The organism is Novosphingobium sp., from assembly GCF_965228995.1.
Lineage (GTDB): Bacteria > Pseudomonadota > Alphaproteobacteria > Sphingomonadales > Sphingomonadaceae > Novosphingobium.
This window is the reverse complement of record NZ_OZ245852.1, coordinates 2,760,016-2,785,621: the sequence shown is the minus strand read 5'-3', so window position 1 is coordinate 2,785,621 and position 25,606 is coordinate 2,760,016. Positions and strand designations below refer to the sequence as shown.

General features: G+C 65.5%; 24 protein-coding genes. 8 read left to right on the top strand and 16 right to left on the bottom strand.

Annotated elements, in window-relative coordinates:
* Nucleotides 1-54: 54 nt before the first annotated feature.
* From ACO056_RS12715 to lepB, 5 genes are read right to left on the bottom strand one after another with little or no spacing between them, the layout of a single operon-like run.
* Nucleotides 55-726: a spermidine synthase gene (locus ACO056_RS12715; RefSeq protein WP_421847267.1), complete on the bottom strand. Its 672-nt coding sequence runs from the start codon at nt 724-726 to the stop codon at nt 55-57.
* Between the two features lie 22 nt (nt 727-748).
* Complete coding sequence (locus ACO056_RS12710) at nt 749-1,507, bottom strand: hypothetical protein (RefSeq protein ID WP_421847265.1); 759 nt, start codon at nt 1,505-1,507, stop codon at nt 749-751.
* An 11-nt stretch (nt 1,508-1,518) separates the two neighbouring features.
* On the bottom strand, nt 1,519-2,427 hold the full coding sequence (gene era / locus ACO056_RS12705) for a GTPase Era (RefSeq protein ID WP_421847263.1): 909 nt from the start codon (nt 2,425-2,427) through the stop codon (nt 1,519-1,521).
* Nucleotides 2,428-2,434: 7 nt separating this feature from the next.
* The gene (rnc, locus tag ACO056_RS12700; protein WP_421855483.1) at nt 2,435-3,160 is read right to left on the bottom strand and encodes a ribonuclease III; all 726 of its coding nucleotides are present in this window, start codon (nt 3,158-3,160) and stop codon (nt 2,435-2,437) included.
* Entirely contained in the window at nt 3,109-3,978 is an 870-nt protein-coding gene (lepB, locus tag ACO056_RS12695; RefSeq protein ID WP_421847261.1) for a signal peptidase I, read from the bottom strand. Before lepB ends, rnc begins: the two co-directional genes overlap by 52 nt.
* Nucleotides 3,979-4,131: 153 nt before the next feature.
* On the opposite strand from lepB, the gene pgi reads away from it, so the two are divergent.
* A complete protein-coding gene (pgi, locus tag ACO056_RS12690; RefSeq protein WP_421847259.1) occupies nt 4,132-5,655 on the top strand; it encodes a glucose-6-phosphate isomerase in 1,524 nt (507 codons plus the stop codon).
* Nucleotides 5,652-6,479, top strand: coding sequence for a pepsin/retropepsin-like aspartic protease family protein (locus ACO056_RS12685; RefSeq protein ID WP_421847257.1), 828 nt, complete (start codon nt 5,652-5,654; stop codon nt 6,477-6,479). Before pgi ends, ACO056_RS12685 begins: the two co-directional genes overlap by 4 nt.
* Nucleotides 6,480-6,487: 8 nt before the next feature.
* On the opposite strand, the gene ACO056_RS12680 is transcribed toward ACO056_RS12685, so the two are convergent.
* Nucleotides 6,488-6,682, bottom strand: coding sequence for a hypothetical protein (locus tag ACO056_RS12680; RefSeq protein WP_421847255.1), 195 nt, complete (start codon nt 6,680-6,682; stop codon nt 6,488-6,490).
* Nucleotides 6,683-6,847: 165 nt separating this feature from the next.
* On the opposite strand from ACO056_RS12680, the gene gorA reads away from it, so the two are divergent.
* Genes gorA through ACO056_RS12665 form a run of 3 tightly spaced genes read left to right on the top strand, consistent with a single transcriptional unit; the run spans nt 6,848 to nt 10,018 of the window.
* Nucleotides 6,848-8,203 carry a glutathione-disulfide reductase gene (gorA, locus tag ACO056_RS12675; protein WP_421847253.1) on the top strand — a complete coding sequence of 452 codons (1,356 nt, stop codon included), beginning with the start codon at nt 6,848-6,850 and terminating at the stop codon, nt 8,201-8,203.
* 58 nt (nt 8,204-8,261) lie between these two features.
* Entirely contained in the window at nt 8,262-8,984 is a 723-nt protein-coding gene (locus ACO056_RS12670; RefSeq protein WP_421847251.1) for an SDR family oxidoreductase, read from the top strand.
* A 17-nt stretch (nt 8,985-9,001) separates the two neighbouring features.
* Nucleotides 9,002-10,018 carry an SDR family oxidoreductase gene (locus ACO056_RS12665; protein ID WP_421847249.1) on the top strand — a complete coding sequence of 339 codons (1,017 nt, stop codon included), beginning with the start codon at nt 9,002-9,004 and terminating at the stop codon, nt 10,016-10,018.
* A 21-nt stretch (nt 10,019-10,039) separates the two neighbouring features.
* Here the strand turns inward: ACO056_RS12665 and ACO056_RS12660 are convergent, their stop codons facing one another.
* The 4 genes from ACO056_RS12660 to ACO056_RS12645 form a co-directional block, all read right to left on the bottom strand.
* Complete coding sequence (locus ACO056_RS12660; protein ID WP_421847247.1) at nt 10,040-10,837, bottom strand: molybdopterin-binding protein; 798 nt, start codon at nt 10,835-10,837, stop codon at nt 10,040-10,042.
* On the bottom strand, nt 10,837-11,697 hold the full coding sequence (locus tag ACO056_RS12655) for a cytochrome b/b6 domain-containing protein (RefSeq protein ID WP_421847245.1): 861 nt from the start codon (nt 11,695-11,697) through the stop codon (nt 10,837-10,839). The genes ACO056_RS12660 and ACO056_RS12655 overlap by 1 nt, the downstream gene beginning before the upstream one ends.
* Before the next feature lie 124 nt (nt 11,698-11,821).
* Nucleotides 11,822-12,952 (bottom strand): ATP-grasp domain-containing protein, encoded by a 1,131-nt coding sequence (locus ACO056_RS12650; protein WP_421847244.1) that lies wholly within the window; start codon nt 12,950-12,952, stop codon nt 11,822-11,824.
* A 4-nt stretch (nt 12,953-12,956) separates the two neighbouring features.
* On the bottom strand, nt 12,957-14,345 hold the full coding sequence (locus tag ACO056_RS12645) for a cytochrome P450 (protein ID WP_421847242.1): 1,389 nt from the start codon (nt 14,343-14,345) through the stop codon (nt 12,957-12,959).
* A 91-nt stretch (nt 14,346-14,436) separates the two neighbouring features.
* On the opposite strand from ACO056_RS12645, the gene ACO056_RS12640 reads away from it, so the two are divergent.
* Both ACO056_RS12640 and crtD read left to right on the top strand, forming a co-directional pair.
* Nucleotides 14,437-15,198, top strand: coding sequence for a hypothetical protein (locus tag ACO056_RS12640; protein ID WP_421847240.1), 762 nt, complete (start codon nt 14,437-14,439; stop codon nt 15,196-15,198).
* 1 nt (nt 15,199) lies between these two features.
* Nucleotides 15,200-16,714 (top strand): 1-hydroxycarotenoid 3,4-desaturase CrtD, encoded by a 1,515-nt coding sequence (gene crtD / locus ACO056_RS12635; protein ID WP_421847238.1) that lies wholly within the window; start codon nt 15,200-15,202, stop codon nt 16,712-16,714.
* Here crtD and ACO056_RS12630 read toward each other — a convergent pair.
* The 4 genes from ACO056_RS12630 to crtY are packed head-to-tail and all read right to left on the bottom strand — an operon-like array spanning nt 16,683 to nt 20,946.
* On the bottom strand, nt 16,683-17,666 hold the full coding sequence (locus ACO056_RS12630; RefSeq protein WP_421847236.1) for a phytoene/squalene synthase family protein: 984 nt from the start codon (nt 17,664-17,666) through the stop codon (nt 16,683-16,685). The two genes, crtD and ACO056_RS12630, sit on opposite strands and share 32 nt — an antisense overlap.
* Nucleotides 17,667-17,672: 6 nt before the next feature.
* Nucleotides 17,673-18,254, bottom strand: coding sequence for a TIGR00730 family Rossman fold protein (locus tag ACO056_RS12625; RefSeq protein WP_421847234.1), 582 nt, complete (start codon nt 18,252-18,254; stop codon nt 17,673-17,675).
* 7 nt (nt 18,255-18,261) lie between these two features.
* Nucleotides 18,262-19,746, bottom strand: a complete 1,485-nt coding sequence (locus ACO056_RS12620; RefSeq protein WP_421847232.1) for a phytoene desaturase — start codon at nt 19,744-19,746, stop codon at nt 18,262-18,264.
* A 9-nt stretch (nt 19,747-19,755) separates the two neighbouring features.
* Nucleotides 19,756-20,946, bottom strand: a complete 1,191-nt coding sequence (crtY, locus tag ACO056_RS12615) for a lycopene beta-cyclase CrtY (protein WP_421847230.1) — start codon at nt 20,944-20,946, stop codon at nt 19,756-19,758.
* Between the two features lie 481 nt (nt 20,947-21,427).
* Here crtY and ACO056_RS12610 point away from each other — a divergent pair, with 481 nt between their 5' ends.
* The gene (locus tag ACO056_RS12610) at nt 21,428-22,939 is read left to right on the top strand and encodes a flavin-containing monooxygenase (protein ID WP_421847228.1); all 1,512 of its coding nucleotides are present in this window, start codon (nt 21,428-21,430) and stop codon (nt 22,937-22,939) included.
* A 79-nt stretch (nt 22,940-23,018) separates the two neighbouring features.
* On the opposite strand, the gene ACO056_RS12605 is transcribed toward ACO056_RS12610, so the two are convergent.
* Entirely contained in the window at nt 23,019-24,344 is a 1,326-nt protein-coding gene (locus ACO056_RS12605; RefSeq protein WP_421847226.1) for a flavin-containing monooxygenase, read from the bottom strand.
* Entirely contained in the window at nt 24,345-25,580 is a 1,236-nt protein-coding gene (locus ACO056_RS12600) for a cytochrome P450 (protein ID WP_421847224.1), read from the bottom strand.
* Between the last annotated feature and the right edge of the window lie 26 nt (nt 25,581-25,606).

The following is a 25,606-nucleotide window of genomic DNA, read 5'->3' as shown; positions in this document are numbered from 1 at the left end:
CCTCTCCCCTTCAGGGGAGAGGGTTGGGAGAGGGGGCGTTACAACGCCAACCCCTCAGCGCGGCGTCGCAAACCAGATCGTGTGCTTCGGCCCCTTGCCGTTGGTTCGTGCCGCCACGCGGATTTCCTCGACGGCGAACCCGTTCTTCTCCAGCCGCCGGCTAAACGCCGGGTCCGGCCCGGCCGACCACACTGCCAGCACGCCGCCCGGTGCCAGCGCCCGCCGCGCCGCGCGCAAGCCCGATGCGCCGTACAACGCGCCATTGCCTTCGCGCACCACGCCATCCGGGCCATTGTCGACATCGAGCAGAATCGCATCGTAATCGCCGTGCGCTCCGTCGATCACACTGCCGACATCGCCCATGATCAGCCGCACGCGCCGATCATCGAGGCACCCGGCGGCAATCTGGGCCATCGGCCCGCGCGCCCAGTCGATGACTTCGGGCACGAGTTCGGCGACCACCAGCTCGGCCTTCGGCCCCAACACCTCCAGCGCCGCGCGCAGGGTAAAGCCCATGCCGTAGCCGCCGATCAGCAGGGTTGGCGCAGGGCGGTCCTTGAGCCGTTTGATCGTCTCGGTTGCAAGTGCCACTTCAGAGCCGCTCATCCGGCTGCTCATCAGCTCGTTCTGGCCCATCACGATCATGAAATCGCGGTCGTGGCGATAGAGCTTGAGTTCGGTGCCGCCCGGCACATACGCCGTGCCGAGCAGTTCGCGCTGTATCATGCGATTGTCCTTCCAGGGCGCCCTAGCGCAGGCTTTGCGCCACGTTGTCCAGCTCTTCCTGCGGCACGATGATCGCACCGCTGCGGGGGCTGTCGAGATCGAGAATCGTTACGTACGCAGCTGCCAGCAGCGTGAAGAACAGCACCGAGGAAACCCCGCTGCGCCAGTCGGCGCGGCCAGTGGTGAAGCCCAGCAGTGCCGTACAAGCGCAGCAATAAAGCGCAAGCAGTCCCAGCACTTCGGTGGGCAGGCGCGCCGAGCGTGCGGCATGGCGCGAGGTCGTGATGTCGCACATCGCGTTGTAGGCCTGCACCAGCACCGGCCCGCGGGTATCGGGGGGCATCGAGCGCAGCGTGGCAAACAGCGCATCTCCGAAGCTTGCGCAGTCCCGCGCGCTCGCCGCGTGTGCCGCCTGCCACGCATCGTCGGCGGCGTTGCGCCCGACCGCCGCCCGCGCCCTGGCATAGCGCGCCAGATCCGCTGCGAGGGGCGCGCGCTGGCGATCCTCGAGCAGAGCGAGCCGCGTCGACATCGTGCCGATGGCATTGGCTTCGTCGATCACCAGCAGGCGCCGCGTCTCGTAACGGCCAATGGCGAGGCTGAAGGCAAAGGCCATGAGCAGCGCAAGCAGACCGAACGCGCCGGAGAGCACGTAGCTTTCGCCGGCTGTCTCGGTGCCTGCGCCCGCCCGCCGGTGCAGCGCCACGCCGATTCGCCACAGCGCAGTCATGGCCAGCAGCAGGCCTACGCCCGGAAGTACCAACGAAAACGCCGCCCCCATCGCCGCTTCTCCTACTTCACCCAGTCGAGCCCGATTTCCTCGTAGATTTCCTTGGCCTCGGCCCAGCCTTCTTCCACCTTCACATGGAGGAACAGGTGGACTTTCACACCGAGCAGCTCGGCGAGTTCCTTGCGCGAGGCTTCTCCGATGGCCTTCAGCTTCGAACCACCCTTGCCGAGCACGATTGCCTTCTGGCTGTCGCGCGCGATCACGATCTGCTGGTGGATCTCGATCGAGCCATCGCGGCGCGTGGCGTAGCTCTCGGGCCGGACCGCGCTGTCATAGGGCAGTTCGTCATGCAGCTGGCGGTAGAGCTGTTCGCGGGTGATCTCAGCAGCCAGAAGCCGCTCGCTGGCGTCCGAAACCTGATCCTCGGGATAGTGCCACGCGCCTTCGGGCATGCGCTCGGCAAGCTTCAGCTTGAGATCGGGCACCCCGTCGCCGGTCAGTGCGGAGACGAAGAACACTTCGTCGAATCCGCCCTGAGGTGCCAGCTCTGCTGCCATTTCCAGCAGCGGCTCCTTGGCTATTGCATCGACCTTGTTGAGCACGAGGATCTTGCGCTCGGCGCGGTCCTTCAGGCTCTCGAGGATGGGCTCCAGATAATCGCGCTTCTTCTTGCGCCCGTCGACCACCAGCAGGATTGCATCGGCGCCTTCCGCGCCTTCCCAGGCGGCATGGACCATGGCCCGGTCGAGCCGGCGGCGTGGCTCGAACAGACCGGGCGTATCAGCAAGGATAAGCTGCACCCGCTCGCCGCCCGGCAGGTCCTGCAGTGCGACGCCCATCAGCCGTGCGCGCGTCGTCTGCGCCTTGGCCGATACGATCGCCACCTTCTGCCCGACGAGCGCGTTGACCAGTGTCGATTTGCCCGCATTGGGCGCGCCGATCACCGCCACTAAACCGCAATGTTCCGTCATCTGTTCATCACCCATAGCGCGCCATGAAGGCCGCAGCCGCGCCGCGTTCGGCTTCCTGCTTGCTTGAACCGGTCGCTTGCTCGGCGCCGATGCCTGATACTTCCACTTGCACGGTAAACACCGCCGCGTGGTCCGGCCCGCTGCGCTCCAGCAGCGTGTAGACCGGCGGCTTGCGGCGATTGCCCGCGGCCCATTCCTGCAGCGCGGCCTTGGGGTGCTTGCGCTGCCCCGCGCCGCCCGCCATCGCGGGCTCCCACGCCTTGCGCACGAAGCCGCGCGCCGCATCGAAGCCGCGTTCAAGGAACAAGGCCCCGATCAGCGCCTCCATGACATCGCCGAGGACATTGTCGCTTTGCCCCGCGCCATCGCTGCGCGCCTGCTTGCCCAGCCGGATATGCGGCACCACGCCAAGCGTGCGCGCCACTTCTGCGCAAGTCTCGCGGCTGACGAGCACGTTGAGACGCTGCGAAAGCTTGCCTTCTGCCGCCTCGCTCTGCTCATGCAGCCATTCGGCAATGGCGAGACCCAGCACGCGGTCTCCGAGAAACTCGAGCCGCTGGTAATCGCGCGCTTCGCCCATCGATCCGTGGGTGAGCGCTTCGTGCCACAGTTCGGGCAGGCCAGGGGCCTTCCCGGTCAGCGCGGCGATGAAGCCCGCGGTCTCTTCGCTAAGGGGCCCGATCAGAACGTGCCCCCGATGCGGTTCGCGCGGAGCGCTGTGAACCAGGTCCAGGGCAGGAACCAGTTGGCGCTGCCGTCTGTCGACCACATCACGATCGTGGCGCGGCCGATCAGGTTGTCCTGCGGCACGAGGCCAATCCCGCCACCCTCGACCGCCGGGAAGCGGCTGTCCATCGAGTTGTCGCGGTTATCGCCCATCAGGAAGACATGGCCCGCGGGCACCACTACCGGCGGTGTATCGTCCTGCGGCCGGTAGCCGAGGTCGAGCACATTGTACTGCTTGCCGCCCGGCAAAGTCTCGCGGAATTGCGGGTAGTGGCAGCTCGGGCTGCCGTCCTTTTCGACTGCCTCGAATTCGGGCGCGATGCAGCTGGTGTTGGCCGAAACCTTGATGACGAAGTCCGGCTGCTTGACCTTGGGCACCGGCACGCCGTTGAGGTGGAGCTGCCCGCCGATCATCTGTACCGTGTCACCCGGCAAGCCGATCACGCGCTTGATGTAATCGACATCATTGCCCGGCGGTGCCTTGAAGATCACCACATCGCCGCGCTGGGGCTGGTTCGCCAGGATCCGCTTCGGCAGCAGGGGCAAGCTAAAGGGCAGCGAATAGGACGAGAAGCCAAAGGGCCACTTCGCCGCGAGCAGGTAATCGCCGTTCTCCAGCCGCGGCAGCATCGATTCCGATGGGATGTTGAACGGCGAGAACACGAAGCTGCGGAAGAACGCCACGATCAGCACCAGCTTGATCACGAAAACCGGGAAGCTGTCTTCCTTGCGTTCTTTTTTCTTCGCGGGCGGCGGGGGCGCATCCTGCGCCGCCGGCGTCACGGTTGCCGTGCTCTGAGGAGCGTTTTCGGAGGGTTCTGTCATCGCAGCGGTCATGTGGAGGGGCCTCGCATCCGTCAAGCGCAGACTGCATGATTAGCGGCGCGCAGACGAATTTAGCAGCTTCACTGGTCGAGGATCCCTTGCGCTTGGTCGAATGGGCAGGGTAGGCCCGCGACATCCCGAGGAGACGACACGATGGCCGCCACCGACACTGCCCCGCTCTGGTCCGCGCTGGAAAGCTTGCCGCGCCCGACGTTGACGGAGCTCTTCGCCGATCCTGCACGGCTCGATCGGTATGCGTCGGTGCTCGATCTGCCCGGCGGCCCGGTCCGCTTCGACTGGTCGAAAACACACCTCTCGGGCGAAGTCGAAGAGGCCCTCGGCCAGATCGCCGATGCGGTCGATCTTGCCGGCAGCCGCGAAGCACTGTTTGCCGGCGCGCTGATCAACAATACTGAAGGCCGCGCCGCGACTCACATGGCCGAACGCGGTGTCGGCAATCCTGCCGCAGCCGAAGAGGCCGAGCGTTTTCACGAGCGCATGCAGGTCCTCGTCGAGGCGATCCACGAAGGCCTGCTGGGCGAGGTGAAGAGCCTCATTCACATCGGCATCGGCGGCTCCGCGCTGGGCCCGGCGCTCGCCATCGATGCGCTGGCGCGCGAGGACGCCAAGGTTGCCGTCCATGTCGTCTCCAACGTCGATGCCGCTGCGCTCGCTGCTGCGACTGCCCAGTGCGATCCTGCCACCACCCTGATTGCCGTCGCTTCCAAGACCTTCACCACCACCGAAACGCTGCTGAACGCAGTCAGCGCGCTGGACTGGCTACGCGAGGGCGGAGTGGAGGATCCCTATGGCCGCGTTGTCGCGCTCACTGCCGCGCCGGACAAGGCGGTTGCCTGGGGCGTCGATGAAACGCGCGTCCTGCCTTTCGCCGAGACGGTCGGCGGGCGCTATTCGCTGTGGTCCTCGATCGGCTTTCCCATCGCGCTCGCGCTCGGCTGGGACGGGTTCGCCGCGTTCCTCGCGGGCGCTGCCGCGATCGATCGCCACTTCCTCGAAGCGCCAGTGTCGGAGAACGTGGTGATCCGCGCCGCGTTTGCCGATCTCTATTACACGCAGGCGCGCCACTGCAGCAGCCGCGCAGTCTTCGCTTATGACGAGCGCCTGCGCCTGCTGCCGAGCTACCTCCAGCAGCTCGAGATGGAATCGAACGGCAAGCGCGTTCTGGCGGATGGCACCCCGCTCGCCCGCCCCAGCGCTCCCGTTACCTGGGGCGGTGTCGGCACCGATGCGCAGCACGCGGTGTTTCAGCTCCTCCACCAGGGCACCCACCTGATCCCGGTCGATTTCCTCGCGGTCAGCGTGCCCGGCCACGATTTCGACCCGGCGCACCACCGCACGCTGCTGGCCAACTGCTTTGCGCAAGGCGCCGCGCTGATGGCAGGCAAAGTCGGCGGTGAGGACATGGCGCGCGACTATCCGGGCGACCGCCCCTCGGCCACGATCCTGTGTGACGAACTGGGAGCTGCCACGCTCGGCAGCCTGATCGCTTTCCACGAACACCGCACGTTTGTTTCGGCAATGATGCTCGGGATCAATCCGTTCGATCAGTTCGGGGTCGAACTCGGCAAGGCCATCGCCAAGTCGATCGAGGCAGGCGATGCCAGTTTCGATGCGTCGACGACGGCGCTACTGGCAGCGGCAGGCATCGACCAGTGATCCGCGCCGCGCTGGCTCTCGTGCTGGCGCTGTTCCCCTTCGCGGCGGCGGCCGATCCGCTTGTGGTGCGCGGCGACCGGCTGTTTGTTGCGGCGGACGTCGCGGGGCACCCGGTCGAAGCCCTGCTCGATTCCGCCGCCGAGCTTTCGTTCATCGACCGCGCCCGCGCCGCCGAATGGAAGCTTGGTGCGGCCGAGGCCGTGACGGCGCGGGGCTCTGGCGGCGAACAGGATGCCGGCCTGATCCGGAACGTCACGATCACGGCGCTGGGCGTGACCCTGTCCCAGGCCACGGTCGGGGTCACCGACCTGTCGGACGTCGGTGCCCGCCTGCTGGGCCGCCGCCTCGACGTAATCCTTGGCCACGACCTGTTTGCCGAGGCGCGGCTGGCCATCGACATCGAAGGCGGCACGATCGCGCGGCAGGAGCGCACTGCGCCGGTTTCGGGCATCGAATTGCCGGTTTCGGGGCACGATGGAATCGATTCCATCCCGGTGCGGATCGCGGGCAAGACCGTTCAGGCCGATTTTGACCTCGGCAATGGCGGCGGCCCGCTGATCAGCAAGGCGCTCGTCGCCGCGCTCGGGCTGCAGCCGGTGGGGCTGGAACCCGGCGGCGGCATTGGCGGGGCGATCTCGACCGAAATCTACTACCTGCCCGAGCTGGAACTGGGCGGCGTGCGCTTTCCCCGCCTGCGCGCCCGGCTCGATCCGCACGGCAATGCCGGTCCGCTCAATATCGGCGTGAGCCTGCTCCGCCGTTTCCTCATCGTGACCGATCTTGGCCAACGCAAGATCTGGCTCGCACCGCGCCCCCGGGGCTGACGCCGCAATCAGGGGTTCGACGTTGCGTCCGCAGTGGGCGTGGTCGATTTGTCGAACCGGACCGCGCCGCTGATCCAGACCGCCGAGAGCAGCCCGATCGCCAGCAGCGTGCCGATCACCACCATCTTGACGAGGCTCTTGTCCTCATCGCCGCCGCTCACTTCTTCGGTGTCGATATGCACCTCTTCGCCTTCTTGTTTCATGCCTGGTTATCCCGCCACGGCCGGGATGGCCGCGTAATGCATCAACGCGCCGGATGCCTCTAAAGTTCCCTGCCAATGCGGGATGTGCAGCGAAACGATGGCAGATGGGCATTGTCGCGGCGCCCCCCGATACCCCATATGGGCGTGACCAGCAGGAGCCTCCGCATGACCGACACCCAGTACGACTATGATCTCTTTGTCATCGGTGCCGGTTCAGGGGGCGTACGCGCCAGCCGCGTTGCCGCCAGCCACGGCGCGCGCGTCGCGGTTGCGGAAGAGTACCGCGTCGGCGGCACATGCGTGATCCGCGGCTGCGTGCCCAAGAAACTCCTCGTCTACGGTTCGCACTTTGCCGAGGAACTGCAGGACGCGGCCAATTACGGCTGGACCGTGGAGAAGATGGGCTTCGATTGGGCGACCCTGCGCGATGCCGTGCTGCGCGACGTCGACCGGCTCAACGCGGCCTACACCTCGACGCTCGAAACCCACAAGGTCGAGCGCTTTCTCGAACGCGCCGTGATCACCGGGCCGCATTCCGTGCGCCTGGCCTCGGGGCGCGAGATCACCGCGAAGCACATCCTTGTCGCGACCGGGGCCTGGCCGGTCATGCCCGAATTCGAAGGCGCCGAACACTGCATTACCTCGAACGAGGTGTTCCACCTGGACCAGTTTCCCCGCCGCGTGGTGATCGCGGGCGCAGGCTATATCGCGCTTGAATTTGCAGGCATTTTCAACGCACTCGGCAGTCACGTAACGGTGGTCAACCGCTCCGAAACGCTGCTGCGCGGCTACGATCAGGCGCTGCGCGATCGCCTGCTGCAGATCACCATGGCGCGCGGCATCCAGTACCGCTTCAACTGCCCGTTCGAAAAGGTGGTCAAGCGCGACGATGGTCTGCTTGAAGTCTGGCTCAAGGGTCAGCCCGATCCGGTGCTGGCAGATCAGGTCCTCGTCGCCACCGGACGCAAGCCCAATACGGCGGGGCTCGGCCTCGAAAACGCGGGGATCACGCTGGGCGAGCGGGGCGAGATCGTGGTCTCCGATAGCGCACAGACGAGCTGCCCCAGCATCTATGCGGTGGGAGACGTGACGGACCGCGTGCAGCTCACCCCCGTGGCCATCCGCGAAGGTCAGGCCTTTGCCGACCGCGTGTTCGGCGGCAAGCACATCAAGATCGATTACAGCTGCATCCCCAGCGCCGTGTTCTCGCAGCCCCCGCTTGCCGGCGTGGGGCCGACAGAGGGCGAGGCGCGCAACAAGTACGGCTCGATCAAGGTCTACTCCTCCGATTTCCGCCCGATGAAGAACATCTTCGGCCACCGGCCGGAGCGCGGACTCTACAAGATGATCGTCGATGCCGCGACCGACCGGGTGCTGGCGATCCACATGATCGGCCCCGAAGCGCCGGAGATCCTGCAGGCTGCGGCCATTGCGGTGAAGGCCGGGCTGACCAAGGCCGATTTCGATGCCACCGTCGCCTTGCACCCTTCGATGGCCGAGGAACTGGTGCTGATGAAGTAAAAGGTTGCACTTTGCAACCTTATGACTAGTCTCCCGGCCAAACAAGCGGGAGCATGGCGTGAGACTGCAAGGCAAGACGATACTGCTGACCGGCGGGACTGATGGCATCGGTCTGCGCCTGGCCCGCCAATTGCGCGACAAGGGTGCGAGCCTCATCGTGACGGGCCGGACCCCGGAGCGGATCGCCGCGGCCCAGACAGAGGGCTTCGAGGTCATCGCTGCCGATCTCGCCGGGCCAGGCGGGGTGGAGGCCGTTGTTGCCGGCCTTGCCGGGCGGTCCATCGACATTCTGATCAACAACGCCGGCATGGGCGCGGAGCACGATTTCCGCGTAGCACCCCCTGTTGCAGAGGATGACGAGCGCACTTTCTGGCTCAACCTGCATGCGCCGATCCGCCTGATCGCGCGGCTCATGCCCACACTGCGTGCGCGCGGCGAGGCGATGATCGTCAACGTCACTTCGGGGCTCGCCATCGCGCCAAATGCAGGATCGCCGGTCTATTGTGCCTCCAAGGCGGCACTGAGGAGCTACACACTGGCGCTACGCGCGCAATTGAAGGGCACTGGCATTCATGTGCTCGAAGCCCTTCCGCCGGTGGTCGAAACGCAGATGACCGCATCGCGCGCAGGCTCCAAGCTCGCGCCCGAGGAATGTGCGCGCCAGATCATTGCCGCGATGGAAAGCGGCAAGGATGAAGCCAATGTCGGCATGGTGAGGGTGCTGCGCGCGGTGTATTCGCTCTCGCCGGCGCTGGCCCGGTCCATCATGCTCCGGTTCTGATCGAAAGGAAGCCTGCAGTGTCCAAGCAAGTCCTCGTCTCCGGCGGCAGCGGCTATATCGCCGGCTTCATCATCCAGCAGCTTCTGGCCGAGGGCTGGACGGTCCACGCCACCGTGCGCAGCCTCAAGCGTGAGTCCGAATTGCGCCCGCTGGTTGGCGGCACGCCCGAAACGCTGAAGTTCTTTGCGGCCGATCTGATGCAGGATGCCGGCTGGGCCGAGGCCATGGCCGGCTGCTCGCATGTCGCCCACGTGGCCTCACCGCTGTCCAATATCCCGCCGCGTAACGAGGACGAACTCATCGTACCTGCGCGCGAGGGCGTGCTGCGCGCGCTGCGCTTCGCCAGGGAGGCCGGGGTCACGCGCTTCGTCCAGACTTCCTCGGTCGCTGCGATCGCCTATGGCCACGGCAAGGGCCAGCACCACTTCACCGAGGCTGACTGGACCAATGTCGGCAGCCCGGACGCCTATGCCTACGTCAAGTCCAAGGCCATCGCCGAGCGCGCCGCGCGCGACTGGATGGCGGCTGAGGGAAGCGGAATGGAGTTCCTCTCCATCAATCCCGCCGCCGTGCTTGGCCCGGTCATGAGCAACGATTTCTCCGCCTCGATCGAGATCATCAACCAGCTGCTCTCGGGCGCTTTGCCCGGCTGCCCCGATCTCGGCTTCGGGATTGTCGATGTGCGCGATCTTGCTGATCTGCATGTCCGCGCACTCACCGAACCGGGCCTCGACGGGGAGCGTTTCATCGCCTCCGGCCCGTTCCTCAAGATGGCCGACGTCGCCGCGATCCTGCGCGCCCGCATGCCGCTTCAGGCGCGCAAGGTGCCCACCCGCAGCCTGCCGAACTGGCTCGTCCGCCTTGGCGCGCGGTTCAATCCGGTGATCAAGCAGGTGGTCGGCGAACTAGGCAACGTGCGCGATGCCAGCGCTGCCCACGCGCTCGAACGCCTCGGCTGGAAGACCCGCGCGCCCGAAGATTCGATCATCGACTGCGCAAAGAGCTTGATCGAACGCGGGATCGTGAAGGTCTGACGGGGTGAGGGGGCGATCCCCTCAGATCCCCGCAAACCACTGATAGCCGCGGTGATCTTCCCAGTATCCTCCGCCGCCGCCGTGGATCCCGTCGAGCGAGGCAACAGCTTCCACGCGCATGACGTACTTCGCCTGTTTGTAGCCCAGCTGCCGCTCGACCCTCAGCCGCAGCGGCGCGCCGTGGCCGACGGTGAGCAGTGAACCGTTCATATGCGTCGCAAGGATCGTCTGCGGGTGGAAAGCATCGATCATGTCGATGCTCTCGTAATAGGGGAGCCCGCCGGTGCTGTCAGCGCAGTGGAACACCACATACCTGGCATTGCCGGACATCCCGGCGCGCTTGAGGATCAGGCCCAGCGGCACGCCAGACCATTCGCCGATCGCGCTCCAGCCTTCCACGCAGTCATGCCGCGTTATCTGCGTACGCCGGGGCGCCGCCATCAGCTGCGCGAGGCTGATGCGCAGCGGATGCGCGACCATGCCATCCACGCTCAGCGTCCAGTCGGCGAAGTTGTTCGCCGCGAGCGCGTTGTATTCCGTGGTTCCGGGGTTCTGATTGCCGTTCTGGCGAAACACCGGCGACATTTCGGCCCGGCTGAACTCCTGCGCCAGCGCATTGCGGTCCGTTACGAGACGCTGCGCGCCGTGTGTCGCCTTCTCGCCAAGGCTCAGGAAGGATTTGACCGTGGGTGAGGCATTGATCTGGTCGCAGCCCGCCAGCAGCAGGCCTGCACCGCCCATCAACGCGTTACGCCGCGAGATCAGCGAGGAGGGGCGTTCGGCCGGCATGATCAGGCCGGAGGTGTTGTCCTTGCTCATTACGAACGCTCCTTCGCCAGTCGTTCTCGGGGCAGGCGGTACCAGCCCGTAATGATCGAGCGCAGTTCGTTGAACGGCCCGGCAAGCACCACCGCCAGCAGGTGCACCACGATGAACAGCGCGAACCCGCTTGCGCACAGGAAGTGGATCGAGCGCGCAGAGGGCCGCCCGCCAAACAGATGCGCCAGCCAGGGGAAGGCCGCGTCCAGAGTGGGCGACATCGTGCAGCCGGTCAGGATCACCACCGGGATCAGCACGAAAAGCACGCCCAGATAGGCGATCTTCTGCAGCGGGTTATAAGCCCGCGCTGCCTCGCCGGTAGGGAAGCGCAGCCGCGCGTGTTCCTTGATGTCGTGCCACAAGTGAGAGATGCTGCGTTCTTCAGGTTTCAACGCAAGATCACGCCGCAAGTGTCCGGAAACAATGTTGTAGGCCATGAACAACGTTGCGCTGATGAGCAGCACCCAGGCAAACGCGAAGTGCCACTGCCGGGCATCCGCAAGGCTGTAGGTCGAAGGGATCGTGACCAGCGGCGGGAAGGCATAGGGCACGTTTTGCGCATAACCGAGGAAGCCCGTCGTCGCGATCTCGAACCCGCCGATCTGCACGAAGCCGCTCGTGCCCCGGTGGCTGATGACCAGCCAGGGGTGATCGAGGTTCGCGCCATAAACACCCCAATAGAGCCGAGGGTGGGCGTTGAATATCATCATGCCGCTCATCAGCATCACGAAGATGCTCAGGGCATTGATCCAGTGCCAGATACGCACCGGCAGTTTCGTGCGGTAGATCAGCGGTGAAGCTTCTGCTTCAGCCATCTTTCCCGCGCCGCCAGCATCGCTGCCAGCATATTGTGTCGCCATGTTCCTGCTCTCGCCAAGCCGCACGCAGTCGTCACGCGAGCCTTCCCGCCGTGGAAGAGCAAGCGCCGCATTGACCGGTTCGCGCCGAACCGGAAAAACGTTACATCACGCGGAAAAAAACGCGTCAGCCATCGTACCACCCGACGTCCTGCGTGGCCACCTCGCCAAAGCGCGCGCCCTTGGTGATCGATTGCCAGATGATCGGCCACGATGTCAGGATCATGCTCGCAAAGGGCCATGGGTCGCGCCAGTCCCAGCTTACGTCGCGTGTGGTAACGAGGCTTTTGAGGCTCGCCAGGAACCCCTTGCCGCGCAGCATCGCTGCCTGGGTCTCGGTCAGGCAGGCGTAGAACTGCTGTAACGTCCTGTAGCGGCGCACCCGCACCGGTCCGCCCCAGCCGGGCTCGAGCACGGCGCGGGCGATGTCGTCCGGCTCCCAGAAATGCACCCCGCTCGTTGCGCGCGGATTGCACTCGATGGCGTAGGGGACGCCGGCCGCATCGACGATGAAGTCAAACGAGATGAACCCGCTCCACCCGATCTCGGCCACGAAGCGCTCGACCCAGGCATTGATCGCGGGCACGTCAACCCGCTCGAACGCCACCGCGACCGAGCCCGACATCACCGCCCCGCGATAGACCATGGTCGCCGCCACACGGCCGGACTGCGCGACCGTGCAGGTGCTGTGTTCGCGCCCCTCGACGAACCGCTGCACCACCATCGGGCGCGCCGGATCGGCCGGGGGAAGGGGCTCGCCTGCGCGCAGGATGCTGAGACCATTGCCCGAGCACGAATAGACAGGTTTCACCACCACCGGCCCGCCGCGCGCCAGCGCTTCGGCGTCCGCGCTTCCCAGTGGCGCGCTCTCGGGCACTGCCAGCCCCAGCGCAGCCGCCTTGCGTACAAAGCTGGCCTTGTCGTGAAGCGCCAGCACTTCGGCGGGAGGCCCGGTGAACAACCGCACGCCTTCAGGCAGCATCCCCGCCAGATGCGCGACATGCATTGTCTCTTCCGAAACCGGCACGACAAGGTCCACGCCATCGCGCACCACGATCTCGCGCAGCGCCTCGAGATAGGCGGCCTTGCCAGCACTCGGTGGCGGCACCTTGAACTCGCGCGCCGTGTGGCGGGAGGCGCCTGCCAGCGTCCAGCCATAAGGCTCGGCGACCAGCACGCGGCACCCCGCCTTGCTGAACCCGCGCGCCAGATCGAGCGCCTTGGGCAGCCGGCCAAGTGTCAACAGCACTGTCGTCATGCCATCACGCTTTCGACACCCGCACCATGATTTGCCTGGCCGGCCGCGTCGTCAGCCGCGCCGCCGGGCGCACTGCGGCTGCCTGGTCGATGTGGAAGTCGAACCGGCGGAACAGCCGGGCGATCAGCAGCACCGCCTCGGTCAGCGCAAAGGCGGCCCCGGCGCAGACCCTTGGGCCCTGTCCGAAGGGAATGTAGGCTCCCGGCGTCAGCTCGCTTTCGCGTGCGGGCAGGAACCGGTCGGGATCGAACACATCGGGATCCTTCCAGTAGCGCCGGTGCCGATGCAGCACCCACGGCGCCACCATCACCAGAGCCCCGCGCTTCACGCGGCGGCCGCCGATCATGGTCGCCTCGGTCGCCACGCGCGGCAGGAACGTGATCGGGGGGTAGAGCCGCAGTGTCTCGCGAAACACATTGCGGATCGTGGGGAGGTGCTTGGTCTCCTCAAAGCCGATCGGCCCGGCTTCCCCCGCCACCTCGCGGATTTCCTGCCGCACCCGCGCGACCAGTTCGGGCTGCATCGCCAACAGATAGAACGCCCAGGTCAGCGCGCTGGCGCTGGTCTCGTGTCCGGCGAGGAACAGCACGCCCAGCTGGTCGATCAGCTCCTCGCGCGTGAACGCCGTCCGCGTGAAATCATCGCGCGCCGCGATCACGGCCGCCGCGATATCGTCGAAGCGCTCGCCATCGGGCCCGGCATGCGTATCGAGCAGATCGCCGAGGTGACCCCGGATGCGCTTGCAGGCCTCGAGCACGAAGTCCTTCTGCGGCACCGGCGTCCACGCGGGCGCCATGATCAGCCGCCGGATCTCGACTTGGGCGACGCTGTGCTCAAACACGGTGAAGGCATCGAACACATCATGCGCCGCGCCGGTTTCCAGCCCGGTGCTGAACACTGTGCGGCAGATGATGTCCGCTGTCAGATGGCTCATCGTGAGGTCGAGCGAAAACGCCGCCCCATCCGCCGCGCGCGCCGCCAGCGTATCCTCGCATGCCTCAGCGCCTTCCTGCATGGCCGGAAAGGCCCGGTTCACGCGCATCATCGTGAAGGCCGGATCGATCATCCGCCGCTGGCGCTGCCAGATATAGCCGGAGGAGACGAAAATCGAATCGCCGATGAGCGGCGCGAGCGCATCGACCATCAGGTCGCTCTTGGGAAAGATGCCTTCGGGATCGGAAAGCACCCGCCGCACTTCGTCGGGCCGGTTCACGATCAGAATCGACCGCCGCGAATAGCCCAAGGGCCCCACTTCGCAGCGATAGGCGCTCGCGGGCAACAGACTGAGCAAGTCGCCATCCCCGCGCAGCGCCACGCGCAGCAGCGCCGTCACCGCGCCCAATGAAGTCGGGCGCGGGGGGCGGTAGCGAACAGGACTGGCAGTCTGGCTCACAGGACTCCCCGGGTGATCTGCCGGTGTCATCTTATGTTTACACCGGCCCTGTCCAGTGGAATAGTCGCACGCGGAGAAACCGGGGGATGCGATGGAACTTCTGCTGTTCCGCTGCCTGATTGCAGCCCACATCGCTGCCGGTGCGACCGGGGCGATTGCGTTCTGGATTCCGGTCGTCGGGCGCAAGGGCGGTGTAAACCACCGCAAATGGGGCCGCATTTTCACCAAGGCGATCCTCCTTACCGGCTGCCTCGCGCTGACGATGAGCCTGTTCACGCTCTACGATCCGATGACGGTCCATCCCCATCTCGTCGGCAAGTTCGATGCCGATTTCGTGCGCGGCATCTTCGGCGTGATGATGCTTCACAACGCGATCCTGACGCTCAATCTCGCGTGGTACGGCTGGCTCTGCGTGCAGAACCGCCGCAATGTCGCGGCCAATCGCACCCCGCTCAACGTGGCGCTGCAGTTTCTGGTGATGATCGCGGCGGTCTTCTGCGCCTGGGATGGAGTGCGCATTCACCAGCCGCTGATGATGCTCATTTCGGTCGTCGGCATGGCGACAGGGATCACCAATCTCGTGTTCCTCTATTCGCGTAATCCTTCGCCGGTCATGTGGCTCAAGGAGCATGTGAAGGCGCTCGTGGGGGCGGGGATCTCGGTCTACACCGCCTTCCTCGCGTTCGGTTCGGTGCGGCTGTTCCCGGCGCTCGCGCTTCATCCGGCGATGTGGTCGGTACCGCTCGTCACCGGCCTCATCATCCTCATCTACCACCGCATCCGCATCGACCAGAAAGCCGGGATCAGCGTGATCCCGCAGTTCTTCTCGCGCCGCGCCGCGGCTTCGGACTGACGTGGCACGCAAGAAGGTCGTTGTTGTCGGCGCCGGCATGGGCGGCCTTGCCGCCGCTGCCGACCTTGCGCGGCAGGGGCTTGACGTCACTGTCGTCGAGCGCGGCGCGAGCGTGGGCGGCAAGATGCGCCGGGTGCACAGCGGCGGCCTTGCCGTCGATGCAGGGCCAACAGTCTTCACCATGCGCTGGATCTTCGATGGGCTGTTCGGCGATGCCGGGCAGCGGCTGGAGGACCACCTCGGCCTGATCCCGGCCGAAACGCTCGCCCGCCATGCCTGGCAAAAGGGCGGCAATCTCGATCTCTTCGCCGATGTAGACCGCTTTACCGATGCCATCGGAGATTTCGCCGGCGCGTCCGAGGCCAGGGCCTACCGCGATTTCTGTGCGCGCAGCGCCGATATCTACAAGACGCTGGCCGCCTCGTTCATTGCCGCCGAACGCCCCTCGATTCCCGGACTCGTCGCCCGGCTCGGCCCTTTCGGCATACCCGCGCTCATGCGCACCGTGCCGATGCGCACGCTGTGGGGCGCGCTTGGCGATCACTTCAAGGACCCGCGCCTGCGCCAGCTGTTCGGGCGCTATTCGACTTATGTCGGCGCCTCGCCCTGGGCCGCGCCTGCCACGCTGATGCTCATCGCCCATGTCGAGCAGCAGGGTGTCTGGCTGGTGCGCGGCGGCATCCACGAAGTTGCGCGCGCGATCGCGGGGCTGGCCGAGCAGCACGGCGCGCAGTTCCGCTTCGGCGCGCACATGGAGCGGATCGTAATCGAGCAGGGCCGAGTCGCCGGGGTGGAGCTCGCAGGCGGCGAACGGCTCCATGCGGATGCCGTCGTCTTCAACGGCGATATCTCCGCGCTCACTGACGAGGTGCGCCCGGTCCCCGCCACCGCGCGGCTCAAGCGCTCGCTCTCCGCCGTCACCTGGTGCATGGCTGCGCGGACTTCCGGTTTTGACCTGGCCCACCATAATGTCTTTTTTGCAGAGGATTACGGCGCAGAGTTCGAAGCTATTTTCAAGAACCGCGCCATCACCGCGACGCCGACTGTCTACCTCTGCGCGCAGGATCGGGGGGAGGGGAGCGACCACCCCGCAGGCACGCCCGAACGCCTCCTCGCGCTGATCAACGCGCCTGCCGATGGTGACAAAGGGCCGCTGCCTGAGGCCCGGATCGCCGATCTGGCCCGCCGTAGCCTTGGCCTGATGATGGATTGCGGATTGGAGATTACCGCTGCCGACGAACCGGTGGTTACCGATCCCTCAGGCTTCCACGCGCTGTTTCCGGCAAGCGGCGGCGCGCTCTATGGCCGCGCCAACCATGGCATGATGGGCAGCTTCGCGCGTGCCGGAGCGCGGGGGAAAGTTCCGGGGCTCTATCTCGCCGGCGGCAGCGTCCATCCCGGGCCGGGCATTCCCATGGCCACGATGTCCGGCCGCATCGCCGCCGCGCGCCTTGTGGCCGATCTTGCCGGTGATCGCCGCACCGTCATGCTGCCTGCCGACCAGCCATGGCCTTGAGGTTCGTCCGCGACCACTTGGGACGCGGCGCGGCGCCTGGCCGCCACAAGGCCTGAAGCCCGGCACGCAGCACCCAGCCGATCTTCTCGCCGCGCGATGTGAATACCCGGCCATCCCACACGCGCGGGCCGCCCGCCGCCACTTTGCGCGCGATCGCGCCGTAGATGCCAGCTGCGGAAAGGATTGCCCAGCGCTGCCGATAGCCCAGCCGCGCCGCACCCACGCGTGCCGAAGCCTCATAGACCGCCGCCAACGCCGCCAGCCGCTGCGCTACAGCAACCAGCGCCGCGCGGTAGCAGGGGCGCAGCTGTTCGCCGGGCGGAATATCCGCCTCCGCGAGCCATTCGGCCGGCAGATAGCATCGCGCCCCGCGATCATCTTCCGCCACATCGCGCGCAATATTCCCGAGCTGGAAGGCAAGGCCGAGGTCGCAGGCCCGGTCGAGCGTATCGTCATCGTCGGGTGCGACCCCCATGACGACCGCCATCATCACCCCCACCGCGCCCGCCACATGATAGCAATAGCGCAGCAGGTCCGCTTCGCCGCGCGGGGTCCAGTCCTCGGCATCCAGCGCGAAGCCGTCGATCACGTCCTCGGCCATGCCGCGTGTCAGACCGCATTCGCGCGCGACCACGCCCAGCGCGTCGAAGCTGGGATTGCCAGTGGGAAGCCCCGCGATGGCAAGGTCCGTCAGCCGCCGGATCTGCGCCAGCCGTTCTGCCGCATCGCCCCCCGGCGTCGTTCCGAGTTCCCCGCCCAGATCCTGCTCGTCGGCAATGTCATCGCAGGCGCGGCACCAGGCATAGAGCAGCCAGACCCGCTCGCGCGTCGTCCGGTCAAACAGCCGCGAGGCCGCCGCGAAACTCTTCGATCCTCGCGCAATCGTCTGGCGAGCATGGGCAACAAGGGCAGCGCGGTCCGGTTCCGGCAGCGCTGCGAGAGGGTCAGTCACGCCGCCTCACAAGTCCTTCGCGGACATCTGGATGATCGGCGTATGCGGCACATGCGCCGCCATCCGCTCCAGCAGCACATCGAGCGCGTGTTCGGCAAGGATGATCCGGCCGTGGACCGGGCGGATGAACCCCACCTCGATCATGTGGCGCTGGAAGGCGAGCAGCTGGTCATAGAAGCCGAAGGCATTGAGCAGCCCCACGGGCTTTGCGTGATAGCCCAGCTGCGCCCAGCTCACCGCTTCCCACAGCTCGTCCATCGTGCCCACCCCGCCCGGCAGGGTGAGGAAGCCGTCCGCAAGGTCGGTGAAGGCCTGCTTGCGCTGGTGCATCGTTTCCACGATCGTCAGGCTCGTGCAATCGGGATTGGCGACTTCCGCCTCCGCCAGCGCGCGCGGGATTACGCCGATCACTTCGCCGCCCGCTTCCAGCGCACCAGCCGCAACCGCGCCCATCAGGCCCAGCCGCCCGCCGCCATAGACAACGCCGATCCCGCGCCCGGCAAGTTCGCCGCCCACCTCGCGTGCCAGCGCGACATAGCGCGAATCTGCCGGCGATGCCGAACCGCAATAGACTGCCAGCCGTTTCACTGCGCGCTCACGCCTCCGCCAGATCCTCGATCATCAGGCCCGCCGTCGCTTTCGCGCTGCCGACCACGCCGGGGATGCCTGCACCCGGATGAGTGCCAGCGCCAACCAGATAGAAGTTCTTGATCGCATCGTCACGGTTGTGGGCGCGGAAATATGCGGATTGTGTCAGCAGCGGCTCGAGGCTGAACGCGCTGCCCTGATGCGCCGAAAGGTCGATCGAGAAGTCCTTGGGCGTATAGTGGAACTTCGTCACGATCCGGCTGTGGATGTCCGGAATCAGACGGCGACCCACTTCGTCGAGCACGCGCTTTTCGAACTGCGGGCCGATTTCATCCCAGTTGATCGGCAGCTTGCCCATGTTGGCGACCGGCACCAGCGCGTAGAACGTGCTCATCCCCGGCGGTGCCATGCTCGGATCGGTGACAGAAGGGTGGTGCAGATAGATCGAGAAGTCCTCGGGCAGCACACCGTGCTTGTAGATGTCATCCAGAAGGCCCTTGTAGCGCGGACCGAACAGGATCATGTGATGCGCAATGCCCGGCCAGGTGCCTTCCACGCCGAAGTGGACGACGAACAGGCTCGGCGAAAACTTCTTCTTCTTCAGAGACTTCGCGCGCCGCTGCGCATGGCCGTTATCGGGCATGAGATCGGCATAGGAGTGGACGATATCGCCGTTGGAGGCGACCGCATCCACGCTCTCGCGCCAGCCGCTCTTCGTCTCGACCGCCGTGACCCGGTCGCCCAGCGAGTGGATATGCACCACCGGATCGCCGAGCCGCATCGTGCCGCCCAGCCGCTCGAAGTGCTTTACCATGCCCGCGATCAGCCGGTTGGTGCCGCCCTTGGCCCACCACACGCCGCCGTCCTTCTCCAGCTTGTGGATGAGGGCGTACATTGCGCTTGCGGTCATCGGATTGCCGCCCACCAGCAGCGAGTGAAAGCTGAACGCCTCGCGCAGCTTTTCGTTCTCGATATAGCTCGAGACAATCGAATAGACCGAGCGCCAGGCCTGATAGCGGATCAGCGGGGGCGCGGATTTGATCATCGAGGCAAAATCGAGGAACGGCACCGAGCCGAGCTTGACGTAGCCTTCCTCGAACACCCCGGCCGAGAACTTCAGGAAGTCGGCGTAGCCGGCCACGTCACGCGGATTGAGCTTGGCGATCTCGGCATTGAGGACCGCTTCGTCGTTGGTGTAATCGAAGTTCGTGCCATCGGCCCAGTTGAGCCGGTAGAACGGTTTCACCGGCATGAGTTCGACGTCCTCGGAAATGTCGTGGCCCGAAAGCGCCCACAGTTCCTTGAGGCACGGCGGATCGGTCACCACCGTTGGTCCCGCGTCGAAGGTGAACCCGTCGCGCTCCCAATAGTAGGCGCGGCCGCCCGGCTTGTCGCGTGCCTCGATCACGGTGGTCTGGATCCCCGCCGATTGCAGGCGGATCGCCAGCGCCAGTCCGCCAAAACCGGCTCCGATGACTGCGACTTTCTTCATGATGAAACTCTAAACTCCTGAAAACTGCAGCGGGGCGGGCTGTCTGCCCAGCCCGGTAAGTGTACCGAGCGCCCGGCTGATCGGTATGGGCGGCACGCCCGCCAGAATGCGGAACTTGTCGAACGAGGTCGACCGGCCCGAATAGAACCGCTCGATCAGTTGCGGGTTCAGCGTGTAGAACCGCTCCAGCACACGGAGACGCTCCTGCGGATAGGCCCCGCCAAACAGCAACGCCGAAAGCATGCGATAATAGCTCTGGTTTTCCCAGTGCCCTTTGGCCCACTTCGCGGAGAACGCCTTGAGGCCCGGCCCATCAAGCGCATCGTGGTGCGCCAGCGCCAGTGCAAAGCGCACGGCATCGGGGACCGAATAGCTGGTCAGCGAATGAAACAACCCGGCCCGCGATCCTGCCCGCGCGACATTCTCGCCGCCCTCGCGCCAGAACCCGGCGAAATCGCCGCCGGCCACCACCGGCAGCACGCCGTGCTCCTCGCTCACCAGCGCTTCGACCTCCCAGCCGCGCGCCGCCAGATAGGCGTCGATCCGGCTTTCAACCAGCGGCCGGTCGAGCACACTGCTGTCCGAATAGTAGGTGTCCTCCAGGAACACGATATCCGGCGCGAAGGGCAGGGCATACATGAATCGGTAGCCATCGAGCTGTTCGACTGTCGCATCCATCACGATCGGCCGTTCGAGGCCATGCGGCGCTTTCAGCTTGAACTTGCGGCCGACGAACTTCTGCCAGCCGCCGGTAAAGTGCGAAACATCGCGCAGGCCCCGCGTATCGATCACGCCGCCCGCGCTGACCAGCGTGCCGTCGGCCAGCATGACCTCGGTCTCGCTGCATCCCTTGACGGCCTGTTCGGTCAGGATCGCGTCCGCGGGAAGCGCCGCGCGCAGGGCCGCATCGAACTTCTCGGACGTCATGGCGCTGTAGCGTGTGCACAGATGGCGGCTATGGCGGGGAAAATGGACGTTGTAGTCCGCCCAGGTTGCCTCGATCATCGGGGCAAGCAGCTCGGTCGCCGCATGATCGGTATCGGTGGCGAAGAACGACCACACGTGGTTGCCGCCAAGAGTCGCGCCCTGCTCCACCACAAGTAGCGAAAGATCGGGGCGATAGCGGGCCAGCGCAAGCGCGATAAGTCCGCCTGCCAGCCCGCCGCCAAGGATCGCGATATCGCAGCGCCGTGCATTCATCGTCTCTGGCGATAGGCGCTGGCCCGCACCGGCGCAACCTGCGCGGCCCTGCCCGTTCGTGAAGCTGGGGAAAGCCGGGGCGACCGGGCGGAAAATTCGGGATGGGGGCCCTCGGGGGTGACAGTGAAGACTGTCACCCCCGGGGGTGTTCGTGAAGGGCTACTGGGGGGAGGAGCCCTTCTCCCAGGGATTGTCACGGTGGTCGGCCCGTACCCGGCTAGGATCGGGGCTGGCCGAGGCGACACTCACCTGATGCCGGAGGGCAAATGTCACTGCGCGATCCGCGCCATGAACATTTGGCAATGTTTCGTTTTCGCAGAACGAAGTGCCGCGAGATTCCTGTTGCGTTTTGACGCGGATCAAGGCCTCCTTGGCGCCACAAGGCGAGAACCGCCACAATCGGCTCAACCGTCTCCCCACATGGCCCGCGTCCCGCACGCGGTGGCGGAGAAGGGCAAGGGCCGGCAGCAAGGAGAGAGAGATGGCAGACCAGGTTGCGCAGCATGTCGATGTCCTGATCGTCGGAGCCGGCATTTCCGGCATCGGTTCGGCCAAGCATCTTCAGGATCAATGTCCGGGCAGGACTTACGCCATCCTCGAATCCAAGGAAACGTTCGGCGGAACCTGGGAAACCCACAAGTATCCCGGCATCCGCTCAGATTCCGATCTCTACACGTTCGGTTATCGCTTCAAGCCGTGGACCGGTGCCCCGATCGCTTCGGCTGAAGCCATCCTCACCTACATGGGCGAAGTGATCGAGGAAAACGGCATCGCCCCGCATATTCGCTACGGCCACACGATCACCTCGTGCAGCTGGTCGAGCGCGGACAACCTGTGGACGGTCCATGCCCGCCGCAAGGACGGCGCAGACGTCGTGTTCACGGCCGGTTTCCTGTGGATGTGCCAGGGCTACTACGATCACAAGAAGCCCTACATCCCCGATTGGCCGAACATGGCTTCCTACAAGGGCCAGTTCGTGCACGCCCAGCTGTGGGACCCGCAAACCGATGTCGCGGGCAAGCATGTGATCGTCATCGGATCTGGCGCCACAGCGGCAACCATCGTTCCCGCGCTGTGCGAAGCAGGGGCCAAGGTCACCATGGTCCAGCGCTCGCCCACCTGGTTCTATTGCGCTCCCAATGTCAGCGAACTGGCCGACCGGCTGCGCACGATCGGCGTCGACGAGCCGACGATCCACCGGGTCGTCCGGCAGGACTACATCTACAACTTCTACGAAATGGATCGCCGCAGCCGCGAGGAGCCCGAGGCGATGGCCGAGGACCTGCGCGCGCTGATCCGCGGCTACGTGGGTGAGGACTTCAATTTCGAGCCGCACTTCACCCCGCGCTATCGCCCCTGGCAGCAGCGCCTTGCCCAGCTGCCCGATGGCGACATGTTCAAGCAGGTCGTTGCGGGCAATGCGTCGGTCGTTACCGACACCATCGAGACCTTCACCGAAAAGGGCCTGCGCGTAAGCTCCGGACAGGAAATCGAGGGCGACATCATCGTTGCCTGCACGGGCTTCCGCCTTTCGGTGCTGGGCGAGATTCCGTTCGAGGTCGATGGGCAGGCGGTCGATTGGGCCGATACCGTCAACTACCGTGGCATGATGTTCACCGGCGTGCCCAATCTCGTCTGGGTCTTCGGATACTTCCGCGCCTCGTGGACGCTGCGGGTCGATATTGTCGGAGATTTCGTCTGCAAGCTGCTGAATCACATGGACAAGGCGCATGCAAAGAAGGTCGAGGTAGCGCTGCGGGAGGAAGATAAGGACATGGCGATTCTGCCATGGATCGATGCCGACAACTTCAACCCCACCTACCTCATGCGCGATCTCGATCGCATGCCCAAGCGGGGCGACAAGCCCGAATGGCAGCACAATCAGGACTACTGGAGCGAGAAGGGGGAGATCCCCTTCATCGACCCCGCCGCCAGCGAGTTCGTCTATGACGGCCAGCGCGCCGAGGCTGCCGCCCTCGAAGCTGCAGAGTAAGTTCAGGTCCTCCCCATTTTCGCGGAATGCGCAAATGGGGAGGTGGCCCGCCGCAGGCGGGTCGGAGGGGTAATCGCGCCTAAGCTGCCTTCCTACGCCCCATCCCCCGCGCGATTTCCTTCTTCAGATCGCGCACATAGGCATCGAAATCGAGCTGGATCGTGTGCCGCCGGGCCGCGTAATAATGCCCGGTGTGGTACGCTTCGTCGGCCTTGATGATCCGGTGCATCTCGTCCGCCGGGGGAGGGGTGTAAGCGCCCGCCAGATAGGCCGCGATCAGCTTTGATTGCTGTTCGGCAAAGTTCACCAGCGTCGGCAGCGGCTGGCCAAGGCCGGCGTAGAACAAGTCCGGCACCTCGGGCTTCATGATCCGCTTGAACAGCGGCGGCGGCCGGTTTTCGGCATCGGCGCAGAACGCGGGATCGTCGAAGAAGGGGAAGCGGATGTCATAGCCCGTCGCCCAGACGATGACGTCGATCTGCTCCCGGCTGCCATCCTTGAACACCACGCCATCACCATCGAGCCGCTCGATCGCGCCCTTCATCGCCACATCGCCCGAGCCCGCGCGCAACAGAAATTCGCCAGAAACGGTCGCATGGGAGTCGAACGGGCCGATCTCGGGTTCTGGCAGGCCGTAATCGCTCATCTTGCCGACAAGTCCCTTGATCAGCCGGGTGCCGATCAGCGTGCGCAGCTTGCGCGGCATCCATGCCGGGGCCGGGTTCTTGTCGATCGGCTGGCCCTTGTAATACTTCGGTAGCACCCACACCCCGCGCCGGGTCGAGACGAAGAGCCGCTCGGCAATCGGGCGCTGCGAAAGTTCGGAGGCGATATCCATCGCCGAATTGCCCATGCCGACGACAAGCACGCGCTTGCCTACGCAGTTCACCGGCTCGAACGCGCTGCGGAAGGCGTGGCTATGGAGCTGCTCGCCGTCAAAATGCCCCGGATATTCGGGAATCCGCGCCGCCCAGTGGTGCCCGTTCGCCACCACCAGCGCTTCGTACTCGCGCGTCTCGCCGGTCGAAAGGCGCACTTCCCAGCCGCCGCTCCCCCGCCGCGCCGCTTTCTCCACCCGCGTGTTGAACGTGATCGCCTTGAGCAGGCCGAAGTGATCGGCATAGTCGCGGAAATACCGGAGCAGCTGCGAGTGGTGCGGAAAGTCCGGCCACTCCGTCGGAACCGGATAGTCCTCGAAGGCCAGCCGCCACTTCGAGGTATCGATATGCAGGCTCTGATAGCAGGCGGAGAGGCCATTGGGATTGTTGTAGTACCAGTTGCCGCCGATATCGTCCGAAGCGTCGAACTCGTCGTAGTTGATCCCGTAATCCTTGAGCCGCTTGGCGACAGTGATCCCCGAGCAGCCCGCCCCGATAATGCAAACTCGTGCTTTGGCGCGCTCCATTCACTCGCGCTCCAGCCGCACAGGCATCGCGCTGAAGCCGTGGAGGAACGGGCTCGCCAGCCGCGTCGGCTTGCCGACCAGCACGGGCCGCAGCCGCCGCTCGACGATTTCGTCGATCACCGCGGCGATCTGCACTTCCGCCAGCCGGGCACCGACGCAGCGGTGGATGCCGTGCCCGAAGGCGATATGGCGCCGCGCATTGTCACGCGTGACGTCAAATCGCTCGGCATCGGGAAACACGCTCTCGTCGCGATTGCCCGAGATGTACCACATGACGATCTTCTCGCCCTCGCGGATCAGCTGCCCCCCGACCTCGATATCGCGGGTCGCGGTGCGGCGCATGTGCGTCACCGGCGTCTGCCAGCGGATGATTTCCTGCGCGGCATTGGCGGAAAGCGTGGGGTCCGCGCGCAGTTTTTCGAGCTCCTGCGGATAGAGATTGAACGCCTCGACCAGCCCGCTGATCGAATTGCGCGTCGTGTCGTTGCCCGCCACGATCAGCAGCGCGATGTTGGCCAGCCGCTCGAGCGCCGGGAGCTGCCCCATTGCTTCGGAATGAACCATGCGGCTGAGGAGATCGTCGCTGGGCGGCAGCACCCGCCGCGCATCCAGTTCCCGGTCGAAGCGCGCGAGCATCTCGCCCATCTGCTTCATCCATTCGGCGCGATATTCGTCGTTCAGATTGTCAGCCGAAACGCCGCTGCCATAGTCAGACCAGCGCTTCAGATCGCGCCATTCGTCGAACGGCATGTCGAACAGGCTGCACAACATGCCGATGGTCTGCGGGATTGCCAGTTGCTCCACCCAGTCGAACGTTTCGCCCAGCGGCAGCGCGTCGATCAGCATTTTTGCACGCTCGCGCACCTGGGCTTCGAGCTTGATCATCTGTCCGGGGCTGAAGGCGGGCGCGATCACCTTGCGCTGTGCAGTGTGGATCGGCGGATCCTGCGCGATGAAGTTGGGGAACTCGCTCTCGTTGACCGATTCGGCAATCGTGATGTTCCCGCGTTTCCACGAGGAGGAGAACACGTCCGGCATCAGTTCGATGTCCTGGATCGTCTCGTGCGTCACTGCCGACCAATAGCCGCCGAACGGGCTTTCCGGCCGCCAGCTCACCGGCATCTCGCGGCGCAGGAACGCGAAAGGCTCGCGCCAGGTATCCTCGGTGTAAAGCGCATCTGCGCTTACGTCATAGGGATTGATTGCCCGCTCGCGGGTGAGGGTCTGGCTCGCCATGTCCTGCTCCGATGGGCCCGCTCGCG

Coding starts and splice junctions, on each gene's coding strand:
- ACO056_RS12715 (WP_421847267.1), bottom strand. CDS start 726: ATGATACAGCGCGAACTGCTCGGCACGGCGTATGTGCCGGGCGGCACC.
- ACO056_RS12710 (WP_421847265.1), bottom strand. CDS start 1,507: ATGGGGGCGGCGTTTTCGTTGGTACTTCCGGGCGTAGGCCTGCTGCTG.
- era (WP_421847263.1), bottom strand. CDS start 2,427: ATGACGGAACATTGCGGTTTAGTGGCGGTGATCGGCGCGCCCAATGCG.
- lepB (WP_421847261.1), bottom strand. CDS start 3,978: ATGACAGAACCCTCCGAAAACGCTCCTCAGAGCACGGCAACCGTGACG.
- pgi (WP_421847259.1), top strand. CDS start 4,132: ATGGCCGCCACCGACACTGCCCCGCTCTGGTCCGCGCTGGAAAGCTTG.
- ACO056_RS12680 (WP_421847255.1), bottom strand. CDS start 6,682: ATGAAACAAGAAGGCGAAGAGGTGCATATCGACACCGAAGAAGTGAGC.
- gorA (WP_421847253.1), top strand. CDS start 6,848: ATGACCGACACCCAGTACGACTATGATCTCTTTGTCATCGGTGCCGGT.
- ACO056_RS12660 (WP_421847247.1), bottom strand. CDS start 10,837: ATGAGCAAGGACAACACCTCCGGCCTGATCATGCCGGCCGAACGCCCC.
- ACO056_RS12655 (WP_421847245.1), bottom strand. CDS start 11,697: ATGGCGACACAATATGCTGGCAGCGATGCTGGCGGCGCGGGAAAGATG.
- ACO056_RS12650 (WP_421847244.1), bottom strand. CDS start 12,952: ATGACGACAGTGCTGTTGACACTTGGCCGGCTGCCCAAGGCGCTCGAT.
- ACO056_RS12640 (WP_421847240.1), top strand. CDS start 14,437: ATGGAACTTCTGCTGTTCCGCTGCCTGATTGCAGCCCACATCGCTGCC.
- ACO056_RS12620 (WP_421847232.1), bottom strand. CDS start 19,746: ATGAAGAAAGTCGCAGTCATCGGAGCCGGTTTTGGCGGACTGGCGCTG.
- crtY (WP_421847230.1), bottom strand. CDS start 20,946: ATGAATGCACGGCGCTGCGATATCGCGATCCTTGGCGGCGGGCTGGCA.
- ACO056_RS12610 (WP_421847228.1), top strand. CDS start 21,428: ATGGCAGACCAGGTTGCGCAGCATGTCGATGTCCTGATCGTCGGAGCC.
- ACO056_RS12605 (WP_421847226.1), bottom strand. CDS start 24,344: ATGGAGCGCGCCAAAGCACGAGTTTGCATTATCGGGGCGGGCTGCTCG.
- ACO056_RS12600 (WP_421847224.1), bottom strand. CDS start 25,580: ATGGCGAGCCAGACCCTCACCCGCGAGCGGGCAATCAATCCCTATGAC.